General features: G+C 59.1%; 19 protein-coding genes, 1 other RNA gene and 1 pseudogene. 12 read left to right on the top strand and 9 right to left on the bottom strand.

Annotation, left to right across the window (positions count from 1 at the left end):
* Positions 1-269: 269 nt before the first annotated feature.
* Positions 270-2,168: an ATP-binding protein gene (locus tag BLR72_RS03505; RefSeq protein ID WP_091945106.1), complete on the top strand. Its 1,899-nt coding sequence runs from the start codon at positions 270-272 to the stop codon at positions 2,166-2,168.
* Here BLR72_RS03505 and miaA read toward each other — a convergent pair whose 3' ends face one another.
* Positions 2,169-3,050 carry a tRNA (adenosine(37)-N6)-dimethylallyltransferase MiaA gene (gene miaA, locus BLR72_RS03500; protein ID WP_091945103.1) on the bottom strand — a complete coding sequence of 294 codons (882 nt, stop codon included), beginning with the start codon at positions 3,048-3,050 and terminating at the stop codon, positions 2,169-2,171. It abuts the gene before it with no gap.
* A gap of 27 nt (positions 3,051-3,077) precedes the next feature.
* Between miaA and serB the strand changes: the two genes are divergently transcribed.
* The gene (gene serB, locus BLR72_RS03495) at positions 3,078-3,965 is read left to right on the top strand and encodes a phosphoserine phosphatase SerB (RefSeq protein WP_091945100.1); all 888 of its coding nucleotides are present in this window, start codon (positions 3,078-3,080) and stop codon (positions 3,963-3,965) included.
* Between the two features lie 27 nt (positions 3,966-3,992).
* Here serB and BLR72_RS03490 read toward each other — a convergent pair whose 3' ends face one another.
* The 6 genes from BLR72_RS03490 to BLR72_RS03465 all read right to left on the bottom strand — a co-directional run bounded on the left by BLR72_RS03490 (position 3,993) and on the right by BLR72_RS03465 (position 9,427).
* Positions 3,993-5,543 (bottom strand): DegQ family serine endoprotease, encoded by a 1,551-nt coding sequence (locus BLR72_RS03490; RefSeq protein WP_091945097.1) that lies wholly within the window; start codon positions 5,541-5,543, stop codon positions 3,993-3,995.
* Positions 5,544-5,651: 108 nt separating this feature from the next.
* Positions 5,652-5,837 (bottom strand): DUF2065 domain-containing protein, encoded by a 186-nt coding sequence (locus BLR72_RS03485; RefSeq protein WP_027231855.1) that lies wholly within the window; start codon positions 5,835-5,837, stop codon positions 5,652-5,654.
* 12 nt (positions 5,838-5,849) lie between these two features.
* Positions 5,850-6,794 (bottom strand): protease modulator HflC, encoded by a 945-nt coding sequence (locus BLR72_RS03480; RefSeq protein WP_091922229.1) that lies wholly within the window; start codon positions 6,792-6,794, stop codon positions 5,850-5,852.
* Positions 6,791-7,897, bottom strand: a complete 1,107-nt coding sequence (gene hflK / locus BLR72_RS03475; RefSeq protein WP_027231857.1) for an FtsH protease activity modulator HflK — start codon at positions 7,895-7,897, stop codon at positions 6,791-6,793. Before hflK ends, BLR72_RS03480 begins: the two co-directional genes overlap by 4 nt.
* A gap of 191 nt (positions 7,898-8,088) precedes the next feature.
* A complete protein-coding gene (locus BLR72_RS03470) occupies positions 8,089-8,589 on the bottom strand; it encodes a dihydrofolate reductase (RefSeq protein ID WP_091922233.1) in 501 nt (166 codons plus the stop codon).
* Positions 8,590-8,632: 43 nt separating this feature from the next.
* A complete protein-coding gene (locus BLR72_RS03465; protein ID WP_027231859.1) occupies positions 8,633-9,427 on the bottom strand; it encodes a thymidylate synthase in 795 nt (264 codons plus the stop codon).
* Positions 9,428-9,618: 191 nt separating this feature from the next.
* On the opposite strand from BLR72_RS03465, the pseudogene BLR72_RS22875 reads away from it, so the two are divergent.
* A pseudogene (locus BLR72_RS22875) lies at positions 9,619-9,762 on the top strand (damage-inducible protein DinB); the annotation flags it as partial.
* On the top strand, positions 9,759-10,847 hold the full coding sequence (locus tag BLR72_RS03460) for an NAD(P)/FAD-dependent oxidoreductase (protein WP_091945095.1): 1,089 nt from the start codon (positions 9,759-9,761) through the stop codon (positions 10,845-10,847). The pseudogene BLR72_RS22875 and the gene BLR72_RS03460, both read left to right, overlap by 4 nt.
* A 54-nt stretch (positions 10,848-10,901) precedes the next feature.
* Here BLR72_RS03460 and BLR72_RS03455 read toward each other — a convergent pair whose 3' ends face one another.
* Positions 10,902-11,213, bottom strand: coding sequence for a DUF2853 family protein (locus BLR72_RS03455; RefSeq protein ID WP_027231861.1), 312 nt, complete (start codon positions 11,211-11,213; stop codon positions 10,902-10,904).
* A 143-nt stretch (positions 11,214-11,356) separates the two neighbouring features.
* Between BLR72_RS03455 and ssrA the strand changes: the two genes are divergently transcribed.
* The 4 genes from ssrA (at position 11,357) to BLR72_RS03435 (ending at position 13,436) form a co-directional block, all read left to right on the top strand.
* Positions 11,357-11,713, top strand: a transfer-messenger RNA (tmRNA) gene (ssrA, locus tag BLR72_RS03450).
* Between the two features lie 138 nt (positions 11,714-11,851).
* Complete coding sequence (locus BLR72_RS03445; RefSeq protein ID WP_027231862.1) at positions 11,852-12,193, top strand: ArsR/SmtB family transcription factor; 342 nt, start codon at positions 11,852-11,854, stop codon at positions 12,191-12,193.
* Positions 12,186-12,665 (top strand): SRPBCC family protein, encoded by a 480-nt coding sequence (locus BLR72_RS03440; RefSeq protein WP_091945092.1) that lies wholly within the window; start codon positions 12,186-12,188, stop codon positions 12,663-12,665. Before BLR72_RS03445 ends, BLR72_RS03440 begins: the two co-directional genes overlap by 8 nt.
* Positions 12,666-12,878: 213 nt before the next feature.
* Positions 12,879-13,436 carry an AAA family ATPase gene (locus tag BLR72_RS03435; RefSeq protein ID WP_091945090.1) on the top strand — a complete coding sequence of 186 codons (558 nt, stop codon included), beginning with the start codon at positions 12,879-12,881 and terminating at the stop codon, positions 13,434-13,436.
* A 63-nt stretch (positions 13,437-13,499) separates the two neighbouring features.
* Here BLR72_RS03435 and BLR72_RS03430 read toward each other — a convergent pair whose 3' ends face one another.
* Positions 13,500-14,708, bottom strand: coding sequence for a multidrug effflux MFS transporter (locus BLR72_RS03430; protein WP_091945088.1), 1,209 nt, complete (start codon positions 14,706-14,708; stop codon positions 13,500-13,502).
* A gap of 199 nt (positions 14,709-14,907) precedes the next feature.
* Here BLR72_RS03430 and BLR72_RS03425 point away from each other — a divergent pair, with 199 nt between their 5' ends.
* From BLR72_RS03425 to BLR72_RS03410, 4 genes are all read left to right on the top strand, one after another.
* Positions 14,908-15,606, top strand: a complete 699-nt coding sequence (locus BLR72_RS03425; protein WP_091945085.1) for a TetR/AcrR family transcriptional regulator — start codon at positions 14,908-14,910, stop codon at positions 15,604-15,606.
* A 184-nt stretch (positions 15,607-15,790) separates the two neighbouring features.
* A complete protein-coding gene (locus BLR72_RS03420) occupies positions 15,791-16,360 on the top strand; it encodes an SspB family protein (RefSeq protein ID WP_027231866.1) in 570 nt (189 codons plus the stop codon).
* A gap of 2 nt (positions 16,361-16,362) precedes the next feature.
* The gene (locus tag BLR72_RS03415; protein WP_036814435.1) at positions 16,363-16,581 is read left to right on the top strand and encodes a DUF4169 family protein; all 219 of its coding nucleotides are present in this window, start codon (positions 16,363-16,365) and stop codon (positions 16,579-16,581) included.
* Positions 16,578-16,808 (top strand): ribbon-helix-helix domain-containing protein, encoded by a 231-nt coding sequence (locus BLR72_RS03410; protein WP_091945084.1) that lies wholly within the window; start codon positions 16,578-16,580, stop codon positions 16,806-16,808. Before BLR72_RS03415 ends, BLR72_RS03410 begins: the two co-directional genes overlap by 4 nt.
* Positions 16,809-16,847 lie beyond the last annotated feature (39 nt).

Below are 16,847 nucleotides of genomic sequence, written 5' to 3'. Positions count from 1 at the left end.
AGCTTTCGCCGGGTGCTTACAACACCCTGCCCATGCGCGATCCCACGACGATAAGAACTGTTTTCATGGTCGCGGACGATAATTTGGCATTTTCCATCCGTCAACGGCAAAAATGCAGGAATTTGGCAAATGAATCGCGATTGAGGCAAGGCGCCTGCGCATATCGTTCAAATGCAAACTACCGGGCTAACATAATCTCAATGCGTCTCAGCTTAGGGTTGTTGTGAACGATATAAGTATTCCTCCTCGCCCAGGATTGAACGCCGCCAATGAGTTCAGAAGCTTTGCCTTCCCAGCAGCCCCGTCCCTTCCTTCGCAATCGAACCGACGGTCATGTCATCGAGTGCAACGGCGAAAAGGCGATCATCCATGCAAAGTCCGGACCATCCGTCTCTGCGTCGGAGGACTACTGGACGGTAGGCCAGCTCATCTCGATACAGGTCGCTCACAGCCGCGTTGTCGGCCTTGTCTACAAGGTCGATCTTCCCAACGCCCAATGGGAACCGGGCGAAGACCAGATCATTCACGTCCACATCGAACTCGTCGGGCAGGTCGATACGCTCAGCGACGGGACGCTGCGGTTCTCCTCCGGCATCGCGACCTATCCCTACATGGGAGCGGTGGGGCACCGTATTCGCTCGGAAGACCTCGCGGCAATCTACAACGCTACGATGACCAACACCGTGTCGGTCGGCCACCTGTCGCAAAATGCCGATATTCCCGCCCTGATCTCCATCGACAGCCTCGTATCGCGCCATTTTGCCGTCCTCGGCAGCACCGGCGTCGGCAAGTCTAGTGCAGTGTCGCTGCTGCTGCGCAAGATTATCGCCCAGCGTCCCGATCTGCGCGTCCTGGTCCTCGACCCGCACAATGAATTTTCAAGTGCGTTTCCAGAGCAGGCCATTTCGATCGATTACACAACATTCGACCTGCCCTACTGGCTGTTCCGGCTGGAGGAATTCGCCGAGGCAGTCTTCCGCGGGCGCCCATCGGTTGCGGCGGAAGTCGATATATTGCGTGATCTGATCCCGCTCGCCAAGGAGCGCTTTGCCAGTGCCGAAGGGACTACCAGCGCATCGCTCCTCAAAAAGGACCGCGATTATTCTTCCATGACGGCCGATACGCCTTCGCCGTACCGGATCACGGACCTGATAAAGCTCATTGATGAGCGTATCGGCCAACTAGAAGGCAAGCCCGACCGCCCGACGATGAAGGCATTGAAGCAGCGCTTGCAGGCGCTTGTCGCCGATCCGCGCTACCGCTTCATGTTCTCGGCGCCGACGACCATGGACACGATGCGCCAGACGATCGGCCACATATTCCGCATACCGAAGAACGACCGGCCGATCTGCGTCTTTCAATTGGCCGGCCTGCCATCCGAAGTCGTGAACTCCGTTGCGTCGGTGCTATGCCGCCTGGCCTTTGACCTCGCACTTTCGAGCGACGGTCGCGTGCAAACCCTTGTCGTCTGCGAGGAAGCACACCGCTATATTCCCGCCGATCCGAATGGCGGTTTCTGGCCGACGCGCCAGGCCGTTGCCCGCATTGCCAAGGAGGGACGCAAATACGGCGTCTATCTTGCCGTCATCACGCAGCGACCGGGCGAACTCGACCCGACAATCCTGTCTCAATGCAGCACGGTCTTCGCCATGCGGCTCGGCAATGAGCGCGACCAGGAAATCATCCGCGGCGCCATAACCGGCGCGTCGCAGAGTACGATCGGGTTTCTTTCATCCATCGCCAATCGCGAGGCCATAGCCTTTGGGGAAGCCGTTCCGACCCCGATGCGCATGATGTTCGAGACGATTGCGCCGGATCAATTGCCTGCCGCGCACATGGCAAGGACCCAGCAATCGTCCCGGCTTGGCGATACACATGTTTCGCTCGACATGATCCTGACGCGCATGCGCCAGCTCAACGCGGCGGAAAACAATAGCGGCGACGACAGCGACTTCGACGATCTGGATGGGATAATGGCTCACGCGACGCCGCAATCGTTTGCAGCGCCACGTCCTCAGCCGACTGTCGCGACGGATCCGGTCCGCGCGCAATGGCGGACGCTCGATGCGGCGATGCGCAATGACGAGCAAGCCAAGCCGCAGCAGGAAAGCAGCGAACGTTTCCGCGCCAGCGATCTCATCCGCACCTTCCGCAGTGACAAGCCCTGATCAGGGATAGGCCAGGCGCTCCCAATCGTCGCAGAGCTGGTTGCGAAACCACGTCATTTGCCGCTTGGCATATTGGCGCGTGGCGACAATGGCGCGATTGGCCGCTTCCTCGGCGCTCGACCGGCCTTCAATGACTTCCGCTATCTCCTTGACACCGATCGCCCGCATCGCAGGCAATTCGTTTGGCAGTTGCAGGGCCAGCAGTTGGGAGACCTCCTCGATCGCGCCCGATGTCATCATGGTTTGAAAGCGCATGGCAATGCGCTCGCCGAGCCACGCCCGGTCCGGATCGATGACGATCTTGCGCGTCGTCCGGGGATCGATCAGCGGGCGTCCGATCTCCTTTTGCCAATCGACGATAGAACGGCCCGATGCATCGATAACCTCCAGCGCACGCACAATCCTTTGGCTGTCCGAGGGCCGCAAGATCGATGCAGCCAGTGGGTCCTTCCCGGCAAGGATCGCATGCAATTTGTTGGCTCCGTGCTCCGTGTCCTGACGCCGCCAGTGCGCTCTGATTTCTGCGGGAATATCCGGCATGGCCGAGAGCCCGCCCAAAAGCGCCCGGAAATAAAGTCCTGTGCCGCCCACAAATACGACAGGCTTGTCTGACAGTTCCGCACGCCCCAGCAGCGCTTCGACATCTGCAAGCCAGCGGCCGGTCGAATAGGCAAATGCAGGCGGAACATGGCCGTAGAGATAATGTGGCGCGATCTCGAGATCGTGGACGCTAGGCCGCGCCGTCAGAAGGTTCAATACGTCGTAGACCTGCATTGAGTCGGTGTTGACGATCACCCCGCCCGCTTCCCTTGCCAAACGAAGCGCAAGCGCCGACTTGCCGCTTGCCGTCGGTCCAGCTATCAGGATCGCCTGTCTTGTCACGTCAACCGCCCGATCGGAAACTGTCTCATGCCTTTGATGGCCACCCTCATCGCAAATCCCGCCATGGCGGGCCTTTCGCCTTCGCTCGGGATTAAAGCCTCGGCGGCGGTCAATGCAACAGGTGTTTATTGGCTGGCCGATGGAATTGCCTGCGATATTGCGCTGAAAGATGGCACCGATCCGACTGAGGCCCATGTGCTGCTTGCGGATGCGCTCGGCGGCAGCCCCATCGATATCGTCGTGCAGGACCAGGATGCACGGCGGAAAAAGGTCCTGATTGCTGACATGGACTCCACCATGATCCAGCAGGAATGCATCGACGAACTCGCCGAGGAAGCAGGCCTGCGCGACAAGGTTGCGGCCATCACGGCAAGGGCAATGAACGGGGAGATCGCCTTCGAGCCAGCCTTGCGCGAACGTGTTTTGCTCTTGAAGGGCCTACCCTACAGTGTCATCGACAAGGTGATCGCCAGCCGCATCACGCTGATGCCGGGCGGTCCTGAACTGGTGCGGACGATGAAGAAATTCGGCGCATATACCGCCCTCGTTTCCGGCGGCTTCACGGTGTTCACCCAGCGCATAGCCGATATGATCGGCTTTCACGAAAACAGCGCCAATACATTGCTTGACGACGGAAAGATGCTGACCGGCGAAGTCCGGGAGCCAATTCTTGGCCGCGAGGCGAAGGTCGCCGCCTTGAAATCGATCTGCGACCGTTTCAACCTGTCGCCAAGTGAAGCGATTGCCGTGGGCGACGGGGCCAATGACCTCGGCATGCTGCAGCTTGCCGGAACCGGCGTGGCGCTTCACGCCAAGCCTGTCGTTGCCGAGCAGGCAGGTGTCCGCATCGACCACGGTGACCTGACAGCCCTGCTTTACGTGCAAGGTTACCGCAAGACAGATTTCGTAATTTGAGGCGGCGGGCTAGCCCGCCGCGCTCCATCAATCCATCTGCAGTGTAACGAACCGCAACTCGCCGGTTTTTGAAGCCAGCATGAGCAGCGCGTTCTTGCGGCCCTCGTCGCGCAGCTTTTCGATGCGTGCCGCGACGTCCTCAGGCGTCGAAACCGTTTCCTGCGCGATATCGACTATGACGTCGCCGGCTTCGATACGCTTGTTGGCGGCAATTGAGTCTTTCTGCACTTCGGTGACGAGAACACCCTGCACTTCCTTGGCGATGCCGAACGATTTCCTACTATCATCGTCGAGCGACCCGAGGGTCATGCCGAGGACATCGACGCCGTGCAGGGCATTGTTGTCCTCGCCCTGACTGGATTGGTCATCCTTCTTGGCCTGCTGATCGGTATCTTCGAGCCTGCCGAGCTTGACCTTGACGGTCTGCTCCTTGCCCTTGCGGATGACGACGACATCGACTTCCTTGCCAACCGGGCTCTCCGCGACCACGCGCGGCAGGTCCTTGACATTGTTGACGTCCCTGCCGTCGAAACGGGTGATCACGTCGCCTGCAAGTATCGAACCGTCGGCGACGGGACCGCCATCGATGATCCCGGCGACGAGCGCGCCCTTGCTTGAAGGCATGCCAAGGCTTTCGGCAATCTCGTCGGTAACCGGCTGAATGCGTACGCCGAGCCAGCCGCGGCGCGTTTCGCCGAACTCGCGCAACTGGGCGATGACGCCGGAGGCAAGCTCTGCCGGAATGGCAAAGCCGATGCCGATAGACCCGCCGGTCGGCGAAATGATCGCAGTGTTGATGCCGATCACCTCACCATACATGTCAAACAGCGGGCCACCGGAATTGCCCCGGTTGATGGCCGCATCCGTCTGAATGAAGTTGTCGTAGGGTCCGGAATTGATATCGCGATTGCGCGCCGAGACAATGCCGAGCGTAACCGTGCCACCGAGGCCGAACGGATTGCCGATGGCCATAACCCAGTCGCCGATCCGCGTCTTGGCGGAATCGCCGAACTTGACAGCAACGAGCTTGTGCTTCTTCGGATCGACCTTCAGCACGGCAAGATCAGTCTTCGTGTCCTTGCCGACGAGTTCTGCCTTGAGCTTCGAGCCGTCGTTGAAATTAACTTCAATCTCGTCGGCGTCGGCGATCACGTGGTTGTTGGTGACGACGATGCCTTGCGCTGCATCGACCACAAAGCCGGAGCCAAGCGACTGGACCTGATGCGAGGGATTGTTCTGTCCGGGCTTCTGCTTGCCGAAATACTCATCGAAGAATTCCTGGAAGGGCGAGCCTTCCGGAACCTTCGGCATGGGTACCGGACCTGACTCGCCATCCTGACCCTTGACGGTCTGAGACGTCGAAATGTTGACCACGGCGTCAAGAAGCCCTTCGGCAAGATCAGCGACGGAAGCTGGACCTTGAGCCCGCGGCTGCAGGCTGTTCGGCACCGGCGCCGCCTGCGCCTGCGCAAATGCGTGATTGACCGACAAGGGAGTAGCGCCCGCTGCAACCAATGCAATCAGCGCCGCTGCTGCCGTGGTGGAACGGAAGAAGGTGCGACCAGTGTTTAGAACCATGCGTTCGGTCCCCTATCGGTTAACGTGGAAATAATACAACAGAACGGTGAGAGTAGACAAAAATATGGCCGCCGACACAAAGGTTTGATGAACGGCGGCCTTGACCACTTATCCGCGTGCAAGCCAGACGATGGCAACGCCGATCGCCACCGCCGCCACGCCGGCGATCCGCAGGAACCCGTCAGGCTGCTCGCTGACGTCGCGTGCGACGCGCTTGGCTACCACGGGAAAACAGCCGTAGAGCACGCCCTCGAACACGAGGAACAGCCCTACGGCATCGAGAAAGTCTACCATGAGAGCCTGCCCCTATTGCGGGGCAGGCGCAGGAGCGGCCGGCGCCGGCGAGGTGGCGCCGCTCACCGGAGGAAGGTTTCCATTCGAGTCCTGGAAATAACGGAAGAACTCGGAATTGGGCGAAAGCACCATCGTCGTTCCAGTATTGTCGAGAGCGGTGCCATAGGCCGTCATCGACCGGTAGAACGAGAAGAAATCCGGATCCTTGGAGAACACTTCGGCAAAGACGCGGCTGCGCTCACCTTCGCCCTCGCCTCGCATGATTTCCGATTCCTTGCGGGCTTCGGCGATGATCTCGACCACCTGGCGGTCGGCGATGGCCTTGATGCGCTGGGCTGCTTCACGGCCGCGGGCACGCAGGCGTTCGGCTTCCGCAAGGCGCTCCGCCTTCATCCGGTCGAAGGTCTGCTGCGAGACTTCCTGGGTGAGATCAGTCCGGCGAATACGCACGTCGGTGATCTTCAGGCCCAGCGATTCTGCATCGGGACGCAGCTGTTCACGCACCTCATGCATCATGCCGGCGCGCTCATCGGACAGCGCAGCTTCGAAACCGCGCAAACCATAGACACCACGCAACGAGGCATCGAGACGGGTACGCAGCCGGGCTTCCGCCAGTGTAACGTCACCCGACACGGTCTGCCGGAACTTACGCGGGTCGGTGATCTGGTAAACGAGGAAGGCATCGACCTCGTAGAACTTGCCGCCGGAGACCTGCACGCGGATATTGTCGAGTTCGAAGCTCAGGAGACGATCCTCGATCATCTGGACATTGTCGGCCTCGAGGAAGCCGAACGGCAATTTGAAATAGATGCCAGGATCGGATTTCACATCGACGATCTGGCCGAAGCGCAGAACGATGGCTTGCTGACCGGCGCGAACGACGAAAATCGACGAATAGACCAGCAAGGCGACAAGGGCGATGAGGCCGACGATGATGGGGAGGCGGTTCTGGGTCATTGCTTCGCCCCCTCGGCTGCCGGACGCTGCTGCTGCTTGGTCAGTTCCGTCAGAGGCAGATAAGGAACGACGCCCTGGCCGCTCTGATCGACAATCACTTTATTGGAGTCCTTCAGGACACGCTCCATTGTTTCGAGGAAGAGACGCTTGCGGGTAACCTCCGGCGCCTTCACATATTGATCGTAGACTGAGGTAAAGCGCTGCGCCTCACCCTGGGCTTCCTGCACGATACGGTTCTTGTAAGCGGCCGCATCTTCGCGGATCTGTGCGCCCTCACCGCGGGCCTGACCGAGCTTCTGGTTGGAATACTGGTTCGATTCTTCGACAAAACGGTCTTCGTCCTGCTCGGCGCGCTGCACTTCATCGAAGGCATCGGCGACCTCGCGCGGCGGTGCCGCATCCTCGATCGATACGGCATTGATCTGCATGCCAGCGCCATAATCGTCGAGCGTCTTCTGGATAATACCGCGCACGTCGTTGGCAATGCCCGCACGATTGTCACGGAAAATGTCCTGCGCCGGACTGCGGCCGACGATCTCGCGCATGGCGCTCTCGGACACCTGCTGCACCAGATTCTCCGGGTTTTCGACATGGAAGAGATAGGCGACAGGATCGGAAACGCGATAGAGCACGGAGAACTGGACGTCCACGATATTCTGGTCGCCCGATAGCATCAGGCCTTCCTTGGCACCGCGCGCACCCTGACCGCCAATATTCTTCTGTTTTTCGACGATCTCGACCTTTTCATAGGATTCGATCGGCCAGAAATGGAAATGCAGGCCAGGTTCGGCGATATCGGGCTTCGGCTTGCCGAAGCGCAGTTCAACGGCGCGCTCATCCGGCTGCACCGTATAGACCGACTGGAAAAGCCAGAAAGCAACGAGAACGAGGGCTGCAATCCCCCAAAAAGCAGGGCTGCCGCCGGAACCGCCAGGCAGAGCCTGACGCAAACGATCCTGACCGCGACGGAGTATATCTTCGAGGTCCGGCGGATTACCGCCACCGCCCCCTTGCGGCTTCTGGCCCCATGGGCCCCCACCACCACTATTGTTACCGCCGCCACCCCATGGGCCGCCGCCGCCGTTCTGATTACTCCAGGGCATTCCTACCTCATATTTTGAAGGAAAACGCCAACCCCTTGGCTTCCTCCCACTGTCACGATGTCCCGTTTATAGGGATGGCAGGGCACGCTTTCAACGCGCGCGGCCGGATTTCGCGCGAATTTGGTAAAAAGCCGAACGATTATGGTTCCTTATCACGATATTTTCATATCGCGCGCAGTTTAGGCGTGCACTCAGCGGCGCTCGTAGACGGCAAACCGCGTCGGATAATTGTCCTTCTCGCCAGCCGGGAATTCCTCGCTGGAAACCTCGGCCCAGATCTTGGGATCGATCGGCGGAAAGTGCACGTCGCCATCGATGTCAGCGAGCACCCAGGTCACGTAGAGCCGGTCGACGCGGTTCAAGGTCTGGCGAAAGATTTCGCCCCCACCAATGATGCAGATCTCGTCGACCTTGTCGGCAGAGGCATGACTGCCGGCCACGACCAGCGCTTCATCGACGGAGCGAACCGCAATGACGCCATCGACTCCGAAGGCAGCGTCGCGCGTTACGACGATATTGGTGCGTCCGGGCAACGGGCGGCCGAGGGAATCCCAGGTCTTGCGGCCCATGATGATGGGCTTGCCCATTGTCGTCGCCTTGAAGCGCTTCAGATCCGAGGACAGCCGCCAAGGCAGGCCGTTCTCTCGTCCGATGACGCCATTTTCGGCAATTGCAACTACGAAACTGATCATGCTGACATCGTCCGTTCTTAATGAGCACCCGCGACGAAAAAGCCTAAACGGCGATCGGCGCCTTTATGCTGGATTCGGCGACGTAATCTATCAGACGGAAATCGTCATATTTGAAGGCAAAGAGGTCCGTTACCGCCGGATTGATGTGCATCTTCGGCAGGGGACCGGGAGTCCGGCCAAGCTGAAGCCTGGCCTGTTCGAAATGGTTCGAATAGAGATGCGCATCGCCAAGCGTGTGGACAAAATCGCCGGGCTTCAGGCCTGTTACCTGCGCCACCATCATCGTCAGCAGCGCGTAGGAGGCGATGTTGAAGGGTACGCCCAGGAAAATATCGGCCGAGCGCTGGTAGAGCTGGCAGGAAAGCTTTCCATCCGAAACGTAAAACTGGAACAGGCAATGGCATGGCGGCAGGGCCATCTCGTCGACAAGCGCCGGATTCCACGCCGAAACAATCAGGCGCCGCGAATGCGGGTTGGTCTTTATCGCCTCGACCACATTGGCAATCTGGTCGATGTGCCGCCCATCGGCGGCCGGCCAGGAACGCCACTGGTAGCCGTATACCGGCCCAAGGTCGCCGTTCTCATCGGCCCACTCATCCCAGATGGTGACACCGTGCTCATTCAAATAGGCGATGTTGGTATCGCCCTCGAGAAACCACAGCAACTCATGGATAATGGACTTGAGGTGGAGCTTCTTCGTCGTCAGCAGCGGGAAGCCTGCCGAAAGATCAAACCGCATCTGGTAGCCGAACACGGAGCGTGTCCCGGTACCGGTCCGGTCGCCGCGGTCGACGCCTGTGTCCAGGACATGCTGGAGAAGATCGAGATAAGTGCGCATGCCTCCTTCTTAGCAGATTCGACCGGCGAAAAACCATCGCTTTCGCCAATCCACAGTATCCCGGCTTCAGAGCGCATGAGGGCATAAGCCTCGCGTATGAGCATCAAGCTCTGATCGCTTCGATCTGTCTGAAGTCGTTCGACATTTGCCTTTTGATGACCCGCCATTTTGAATTTGATTGAATAGCAAGAGCGCATGTGATTACCCATGGCAGCTAACATCGCGGTGAAGTGGGCCGGCTGCTACCCCAAGTGTCGGATGCGGCATCCGGCGATGTCTTTGCCGGTTTTCTCCACAGGACGGATCCCGGCCGTCGCAATTTCGAGAGCAAATGAGGTCCATGAAAATTATCGTCGTCGGCGCCGGCATTATCGGCGCATCAATTGCCCGCTCGCTGGCGAAAGCCGGCGCTGAGGTCACCGTGCTCGCCGAGCACGCGGGCGGCGTTGCGACCACTGCTTCTTTTGCCTGGATCAACGCGAGCTGGGGCAATCCGGAACCCTATTTCCGGCTGCGACGTAGCGCGATGGCTGAGTGGCGGCAGCTTGCATCGCAATTGCCGGACATGCCGCTGCGCTGGTGCGGCAGCCTGTGCTGGGACCTCGCGCCTGATGAATTGCATGCCTATCTGACCGAGCACGGACGCTGGGGCTACGATATCAGGCACGTTGGCCGTGCTGAGGCTTCCAATCTGGAGCCAAACCTCGCAGAACATCCGGACTTCGCGGTTGCCGTTGCGGAGGAAGGCGCAGTCGAGCCGGTCGACGCCGCGCGCATACTGTTTGCTGATGCGCGAGCCCACGGCGCAACGTTGATCGACAATGTGACCGTCTCCGCCCTGCGCGAGGAAGGTGGGCGTATTACCGGCGTCCGGACCTCTTCCGGTGAAATGACGGCCGACATGGTGGTGCTCGCCGCCGGAGCCGCTGTTGCCAAGCTTGCGGCGTCTGTCGGCGTTACAGTGCCGCTTGAGACGCCGCCCGGTTTGATTGTTCATTCCAAGCCAACACGGCAGCGTTTGAATGGATTGGTGATTGCGCCCGAAGTCCACATGCGCCAGACGGCGGCCGGGCGTATCATTGCCGGCAGCGATTTCGCGGGAAGCGAGCCCGGCGACGATCCTGGCCAAACCGCGGAAGCTCTCTTCGCCAAGGTCAAGGCAATGTTTCGGGATGCGGACGATCTTGCCCTTGAGTTTCACACGATAGGATATCGCCCGACGCCTGCGGACGGATTTCCCGTCATTGGCCGGCCAGAAGGTTGCGACGGCCTTTACATTGCCGTCATGCATTCAGGTGTCACCCTCGCCCCCTTGGTAGGAACCATGGTCGGCGGCGAAATCATGACGCAGGCTGTCGATAAACGCCTGGCGCCTTATAGGCTGGAGCGGTTTGAAGTCGCCGGCCGCGCGGCCTCCTGACGCAAAATCCCCGGCGCACGGCCAGGGATTTCACATCGATCAGGAAAGCGTGGATCAGAGGCTTCCGAGGGCGCCGAGTGCTTTCGCCGTCAAATAGTAGAAGGTGACACGGCTCTTGGTGTTGTCAGCCTTCATGGCGGCACAAACCGACTCGATCGCGGCTTCCGCCTTGGCGGTGTCGGTGAGGCCGAGTTTCTTTTCCACCCAGTTGGTACGTACCCGCTTGAGTTCATCAGGGTCCGTGCAGGATACCAGCGACGAGTCGCGGTTGCGCAGGGCAATGCCGAGGTGCTTGACGATCTTGGCAACAGTCGCCTCATCGGCAGCTGCGTCGTAATGGCGTACATCCTTCAAATAGTCAGTCATGGAAATTCCCCTGCTTGCTGGGTGCAATGCCCCGCATTGCAGCCTCCCTGAAACCTGAAGACGCCTCGCGACTGGCCGACGCATGAGGCGGTGACTCTGTATACGAGTCGAAACATTCCCCAGCAACGATTTGAAGTCAATGCACTCTTTCAATTCAACAAATCAGGCCCTATATAAGTCGTGCCGGCTTCGGTCGGCTATGGTGATAAACGGACGATGCAATAAGCCCATTGGACCCGGGGGCAGTACCCGGCGCCTCCACCACAATGCAGCCGAGACGCTGCCTTGTGGCGGGGGCGACACAGGATCGACAAGGGTGTAAAGATCGCTCTTTTGCCCGGCATTGTACCACCGTTATCGGGCTAACTCAGTAGTTGCAAACGACAACTATGCGGAAGCACGTCTCGCCGCTTAATGCGGTGCGATAGCTTCAAATCAAGTCCTAGGGGTTCGCACTTCTAGGCGGGGTTCGGAGGCACCTGGCAACAGAAGCCTCCACTTCCCTCTCTGCTTCTTTTTAACAAAATTCGCCTCGGACCTCGCCCGATGGACGCTTGCGTTTGTCGACAACGGCTTGACCGCCGTTAACGCAGGATGTATTAAACTCTCAAGTTAAATAACCATTCGGTTCTGTTAAGATGACGCCTGATCGACTCGACACAATATTTTCAGCGCTCGCTGACCCGACGCGCCGCGCAATCCTGGCACGCTTGTCGCTTGGAACAACCTCAGTCACTGAACTTGCGCAGCCGTTCGACATGTCAGGACCTGCAATTACCAAACATCTGAAGGTGCTTGAACGCGCGGGCCTTGTAATCCGCAGCCGTGAAGCGCAGTGGCGCCCCTGCAGTCTCGATGCCAAGCCTTTGAAGGAAGCGACCGACTGGCTCGAACGCTACCGCCAGTTCTGGGAAAGCAGCTTCGACCGACTGGAAGACTATCTGCACGAAGTACAAAACAACGGAGAGCAAGATGGCTGATACCAATAGGGCCCACGTGACGAATGACACTGCGGGACGCGTCCTTACCATCACACGACTGTTCAATGCGCCCCCTGCCGTCGTCTTTGCGGCCTTCGCCAACCCGAAACGGATGATGCAGTGGCTCGGTCCGCGTGATTATCCGGCAACCCAGGTGGAAGCGGATTTTCGCGTTGGCGGCAAGTGGCGCGCGTGCCTCGATTCGGCCGCGACGGGCAAAAAACTCTGGCACGGCGGCGTCTACCAGCAGATTGTACCCAATCGAACGCTGGCCTTCACCTTTGCCTGGGACCAGGAGGACGGTCGGCCTGGAAACGAGACGCTTGTCCACATCACGTTTGAAGATCAGGCGGCGAAGACGCTGATGACATTCCGCCAGAGCGTCTTCGAGACGGCGGAAAGTTGCGACGGCCATGTCAGCGGCTGGAACAGCGCCTTCGATCGTCTCGAAGCTCTGCTCGCGCGCGAATAATTCGGACTTCGAATTTGGGTGGCGATGGTTTCGTCGCCGCCCTTATGACAGCAATGGCATTCGATTTCGGTGCTGGTGCACCCTCCCCCCCGCTTGCCCATGCGCGCTTTCCATATTTCCCAATTTCAAATCGGCCAGGACCTAGCAGTCTGTGCCTAACGTCAACGCGTGACGAGTTGCGATCTTTCCGCAACCGTCGAGCCGGACCAATTTATGCAGCAACACATTCAGAACAATTTCATCATTCTCACCGGCGGTCCGGGCTCGGGCAAGACGAGCCTGATCTCAGCCCTTGGCCAGCGCGGATACGCAACCTCGACCGAGGCCGGGCGTGCGATCATCCGCCATCATCAGATAGTGGATGGCCCTGCCCTGCCATGGAAGGACCCCGCCATCTTCGCGGAACTGATGTTGTCGTGGGAGATGCGTTCCTACGATAGCGCCGCTGAAAGCGCCGACCTCGTCTTCTTCGATCGCGGCGTGCCCGACATTGTCGGCTATCTGGAGCTTAGCGGCCTTGAAGTTCCAGCCCATGTCCGCAAGGCATCAGGGATATTCCGCTACAACCCGACGGTTTTCATTCTGCCGCCGTGGTCGGAGATATTCACACAGGATACAGAGCGCAAACAAACGCTTGAAGAGGCCGAGCGGACCTTTCACGCAATGGTTTCGGCCTACAGCGATTGCGGCTATGCGCTCGTCGAGGTTCCACGCGTGCCTATATCGGAGCGGGTCGCCTTCCTTATCGAAACCATAGGCGCCGTCACCTGACGACAAAGGCTCCCGGAACTCGCGTTCCGGGAGCCTTCGCATGCTTCTGACGGAGGATCAGAATTATTCGGCAGCGGCTCCCGCCTCAACGACGCGGCGCCTGCCGATTGTTGCCTGGGTAAGAACGAAAGCGCCAACCGCACAAAGAGCGATGCCTATGGCCATCGGCAGGGCCGTGCCGTCGAAAAACACGCCGGCAATGACCATCGCTATCGCCGAGGTAACGAAATGCAGCGTACCCATCAGCGCCGACGCCGTACCGGCGATTTCGCCGTGGTCCTCGAGCGCCAGAACCGAAGTTGTCGGGATGACGAGGCCGAGGAAGCCGTATCCAACAAAGAGGAACGCCGCCATCACCGGCAGTTGATTGATACCAAGGCTCATGACCACGACCATCGCCGCCATGGTGAGCGCGAACGCCGTGACCGCCATACGCATGACGCGGACGAGGCCAAAGCGGTCGCCGAGCCAGCCGGTCAATTGCGATACAGCAAAGAACGACACGGCATTGATCGAGAACGCTATGCTGTATTGGGTTGGCGTCAGCCCATAGTGATCGATCAGCACGAATGGCGAGTTCGCGAGATAGACAAGGAAACTGGAAATGCCGAGGCCGCCGATAAAAGTGAGCGTCAGGAAATTCCGGTCGCCAAGAAGCAGGCGGTAGGCCGACATGGCGCTGCCAAGGCCGCTTTCGGCACGCGCCTCGGATGGGCGCGTCTCCTTGAGCTGAGTCGATAGCAGGATAAGGCCGATGAAGGCGGCGATCATCACCGCCCAGAAAACACCGCGCCAACCGTAAAATTCGATGACGGCACTGCCCGTCAGCGGCGCCAGGATCGGCGAAATGCTGAAGACCAGCATCAGCAGCGACATCAGGCGGGCCGCCTGGACGCCCGTGTGCATGTCACGGACGATCGCCCGCGGAATGACCATCCCGGCGGCGCCGCCAATTCCCTGCAGGAAGCGGAAGGCGACGAGCGTCTCGATATCCTGCGCAAGGGCGCAGCCGATGCTGGCGACGGCAAAGAGGCCGATGCCTATGTAGAGGGGCGCCTTGCGGCCCCACATGTCGGACAAGGGACCGTACAACAACTGGAAAATAGCAAACGAAATAAAGAATGCCAGTAGGCTCAGCTGCACGGCGCTGTTTTCTGCCCCGAGTTCCCTGCCGATCGATGGCATGGCCGGCAAGTACATATCGATGGCAAATGGGCCGATCGCAGTGAGAAGACCGAGGATGAGAGCGTTGCGAAAGAAGGATGTCGTCATGATGCCAAATCTTTCAAAAGCTGCGGCGCAGAAACCGGATTGTTTCCGCGGTGCCTTGCGATCAGGATGAGGTTTGACGGAGCGCACAGTCTTGGGAGGAAGTACACGTACCGCGTTAATTGGCGTGTCAACAATTTTGGACACCAGTGTCAAAATAGACACCATTGTCTAAAACGTCAAGACGCCTTATCTTTCATTCATGACAAATCGTGACGTTGCCCTGAAATCCGCGGGGCCCACCGTGCGTGGCCAATGCGCCAAACGCCTTTCCATCCTCGACGCCGCTGCCAACGTGTTTTGCCGCGAAGGCTTTTCCGGAGCGACTATCGACGAAATTGCCGTCGAGGCCAACGTTTCCCGCCAGACCATCTACAATCACTACCGCGAGAAGGAAACGCTGTTTACGGCCGTCGTCGCCGACGTCATGGACCGGGCCAATGCCGCGCTCTTTTCGGTCCTTGCGACCTTTCCCGAGAAAAGTGAAAATCTCGAGAACGAACTTACGGGGTTTGCCATACGTTTGACCCAGAATTGCCTTTGCAATCAGGACGGGCGCTTTTTGCGCAAGCTTGTCCAAAGTGAGGGCGAACGTTATCCGCATCTGTTCGAGGCTTGGCGGCTGCATGGGCCGGGCAAGATTACCACGGCCCTCGCCGCGCTGTTCGCCCGCCTCAACCACAAAGCTATCCTCGACATCGACGATGTCGATGTCGCCGCGCGCCAGTTTCTTGCGCTCGTCAACGCCGACCTGCAGATGGTAACGCTGTTCGGAGAAACGCTGAGCCCGGAACAGATGGAGAGCGCGTCGCGCAATGCGGTCCGCACGTTCCTTCGCGCCTATGCTTGCCACGTCAACGATTCGAACCGCCCCAACCCGCCGCTTTCCATTGTCGGCTGATCATTATTGGCGCGCCATTTTCCCTCTCCGCTCACTGCGCTTAACGTTGCGCCCAGCCCATCACGTTAAATTTAAGCGCAGTGCTGACAAGCGGTCGCAATTCCTTTAGCCATGCGCCATAATGGTCGAAATTCGGTCACCCTTTCGCTTGACAGGCAGGGGTGAATCCATGGGATAAGAATGCATGCCACAAGATATGATCCGCTACGATATACTTGCCCAGGAAGCGCTTCGGGGCGTCATCCGCAAAGTGCTCGGCGAAGTTGCCAAGGCAGGTCTCCCGGGCAATCATCATTTCTTCGTCACCTTCCTGACTGGCGCGCCCGGCGTGCGAATCTCGACCCGGCTGCACGAGAAATATCCCGAGCAGATGACGATCGTGTTGCAGCATCAGTTCTGGGACATGCAGGTGACCGACACGCAGTTCGAGGTTGGCCTCTCCTTCGGCGACGTGCCGGAGCGCCTCGTCGTGCCGTTCTCGGCCATTCGCGGCTTTTATGATCCTTCGGTCAATTTCGAACTTGAATTCGATGTCGAGATTGCTGAAACGGTCGGGGACAATGATCAGGGCGTCACCAGCATCGCGCCTGCCCAGCCCGAAAAGCCCAAGGTCGCAACGCCGAGCGCCAAGCCGAAGCCGCCCGTCAAGGCAGCGAAGAAGCCTGCAAAGGCAGGCGGCGAAGCTGCTGAGGAAAACGGCGAAAAATCATCGGCTTCCGTCGTATCGCTGGACTCCTTCCGCAAGAAAAAATAGCTGTGGGCGAGATCGTCAACCTTCGCCTGGTCAAGAAGCGCAGGGCCAAGGACGCAAAGGACAAGCACGCCGCCGAGAACCGCATCCGGTACGGTCGGACCAAGGTCGAAAAGCAATTCGAGCGCGATGAGACCAACAAGGCCGCGCGCTTTCTCGACGTCAATAGGCTGGAAAAGCCCGACGCCGCCGACCCGGCCGACGTGCCTACGGACAAGACGTGAGCGCCGTCCGCAAGCGCTCGGTTTCCATTCATGGCCACCGCACGAGCTTTTCGCTCGAAGACGCCTTCTACGACCTTCTGCTCGACATCGCCAAAGCCCGCAATCTGACCATAGCGGGTCTTATTGCCGAAGTGGATGGGACGCGCGACCGCAATTCCAATCTTTCGTCGGCGCTAAGGCTTTATGTTCTCGACTGGGTGAGAAACGCCGGCAACAATCGGCCGTAAATAGCTGTTGCGACTCTGCAAAAAAATATCGGCCAAGTG

This window comes from Phyllobacterium sp. YR620, from assembly GCF_900104165.1.
Lineage (GTDB): Bacteria > Pseudomonadota > Alphaproteobacteria > Rhizobiales > Rhizobiaceae > Phyllobacterium > Phyllobacterium pellucidum.
Note: the sequence above shows the minus strand (reverse complement) of the source record. Positions and strands in the feature narration are given on the sequence as shown.

Excerpts from the sequence above, each read along its gene's own strand:
- BLR72_RS03505 (WP_091945106.1), top strand. The coding sequence starts at position 270 with ATGAGTTCAGAAGCTTTGCCTTCCCAGCAGCCCCGTCCCTTCCTTCGC.
- serB (WP_091945100.1), top strand. The coding sequence starts at position 3,078 with ATGCCTTTGATGGCCACCCTCATCGCAAATCCCGCCATGGCGGGCCTT.
- BLR72_RS03490 (WP_091945097.1), bottom strand. The coding sequence starts at position 5,543 with ATGGTTCTAAACACTGGTCGCACCTTCTTCCGTTCCACCACGGCAGCA.
- BLR72_RS03485 (WP_027231855.1), bottom strand. The coding sequence starts at position 5,837 with ATGGTAGACTTTCTCGATGCCGTAGGGCTGTTCCTCGTGTTCGAGGGC.
- BLR72_RS03480 (WP_091922229.1), bottom strand. The coding sequence starts at position 6,794 with ATGACCCAGAACCGCCTCCCCATCATCGTCGGCCTCATCGCCCTTGTC.
- hflK (WP_027231857.1), bottom strand. The coding sequence starts at position 7,897 with ATGCCCTGGAGTAATCAGAACGGCGGCGGCGGCCCATGGGGTGGCGGC.
- BLR72_RS03470 (WP_091922233.1), bottom strand. The coding sequence starts at position 8,589 with ATGATCAGTTTCGTAGTTGCAATTGCCGAAAATGGCGTCATCGGACGA.
- BLR72_RS03465 (WP_027231859.1), bottom strand. The coding sequence starts at position 9,427 with ATGCGCACTTATCTCGATCTTCTCCAGCATGTCCTGGACACAGGCGTC.
- BLR72_RS03460 (WP_091945095.1), top strand. The coding sequence starts at position 9,759 with ATGAGGTCCATGAAAATTATCGTCGTCGGCGCCGGCATTATCGGCGCA.
- BLR72_RS03455 (WP_027231861.1), bottom strand. The coding sequence starts at position 11,213 with ATGACTGACTATTTGAAGGATGTACGCCATTACGACGCAGCTGCCGAT.
- BLR72_RS03445 (WP_027231862.1), top strand. The coding sequence starts at position 11,852 with ATGACGCCTGATCGACTCGACACAATATTTTCAGCGCTCGCTGACCCG.
- BLR72_RS03440 (WP_091945092.1), top strand. The coding sequence starts at position 12,186 with ATGGCTGATACCAATAGGGCCCACGTGACGAATGACACTGCGGGACGC.
- BLR72_RS03435 (WP_091945090.1), top strand. The coding sequence starts at position 12,879 with ATGCAGCAACACATTCAGAACAATTTCATCATTCTCACCGGCGGTCCG.
- BLR72_RS03430 (WP_091945088.1), bottom strand. The coding sequence starts at position 14,708 with ATGACGACATCCTTCTTTCGCAACGCTCTCATCCTCGGTCTTCTCACT.
- BLR72_RS03425 (WP_091945085.1), top strand. The coding sequence starts at position 14,908 with ATGACAAATCGTGACGTTGCCCTGAAATCCGCGGGGCCCACCGTGCGT.
- BLR72_RS03420 (WP_027231866.1), top strand. The coding sequence starts at position 15,791 with ATGCCACAAGATATGATCCGCTACGATATACTTGCCCAGGAAGCGCTT.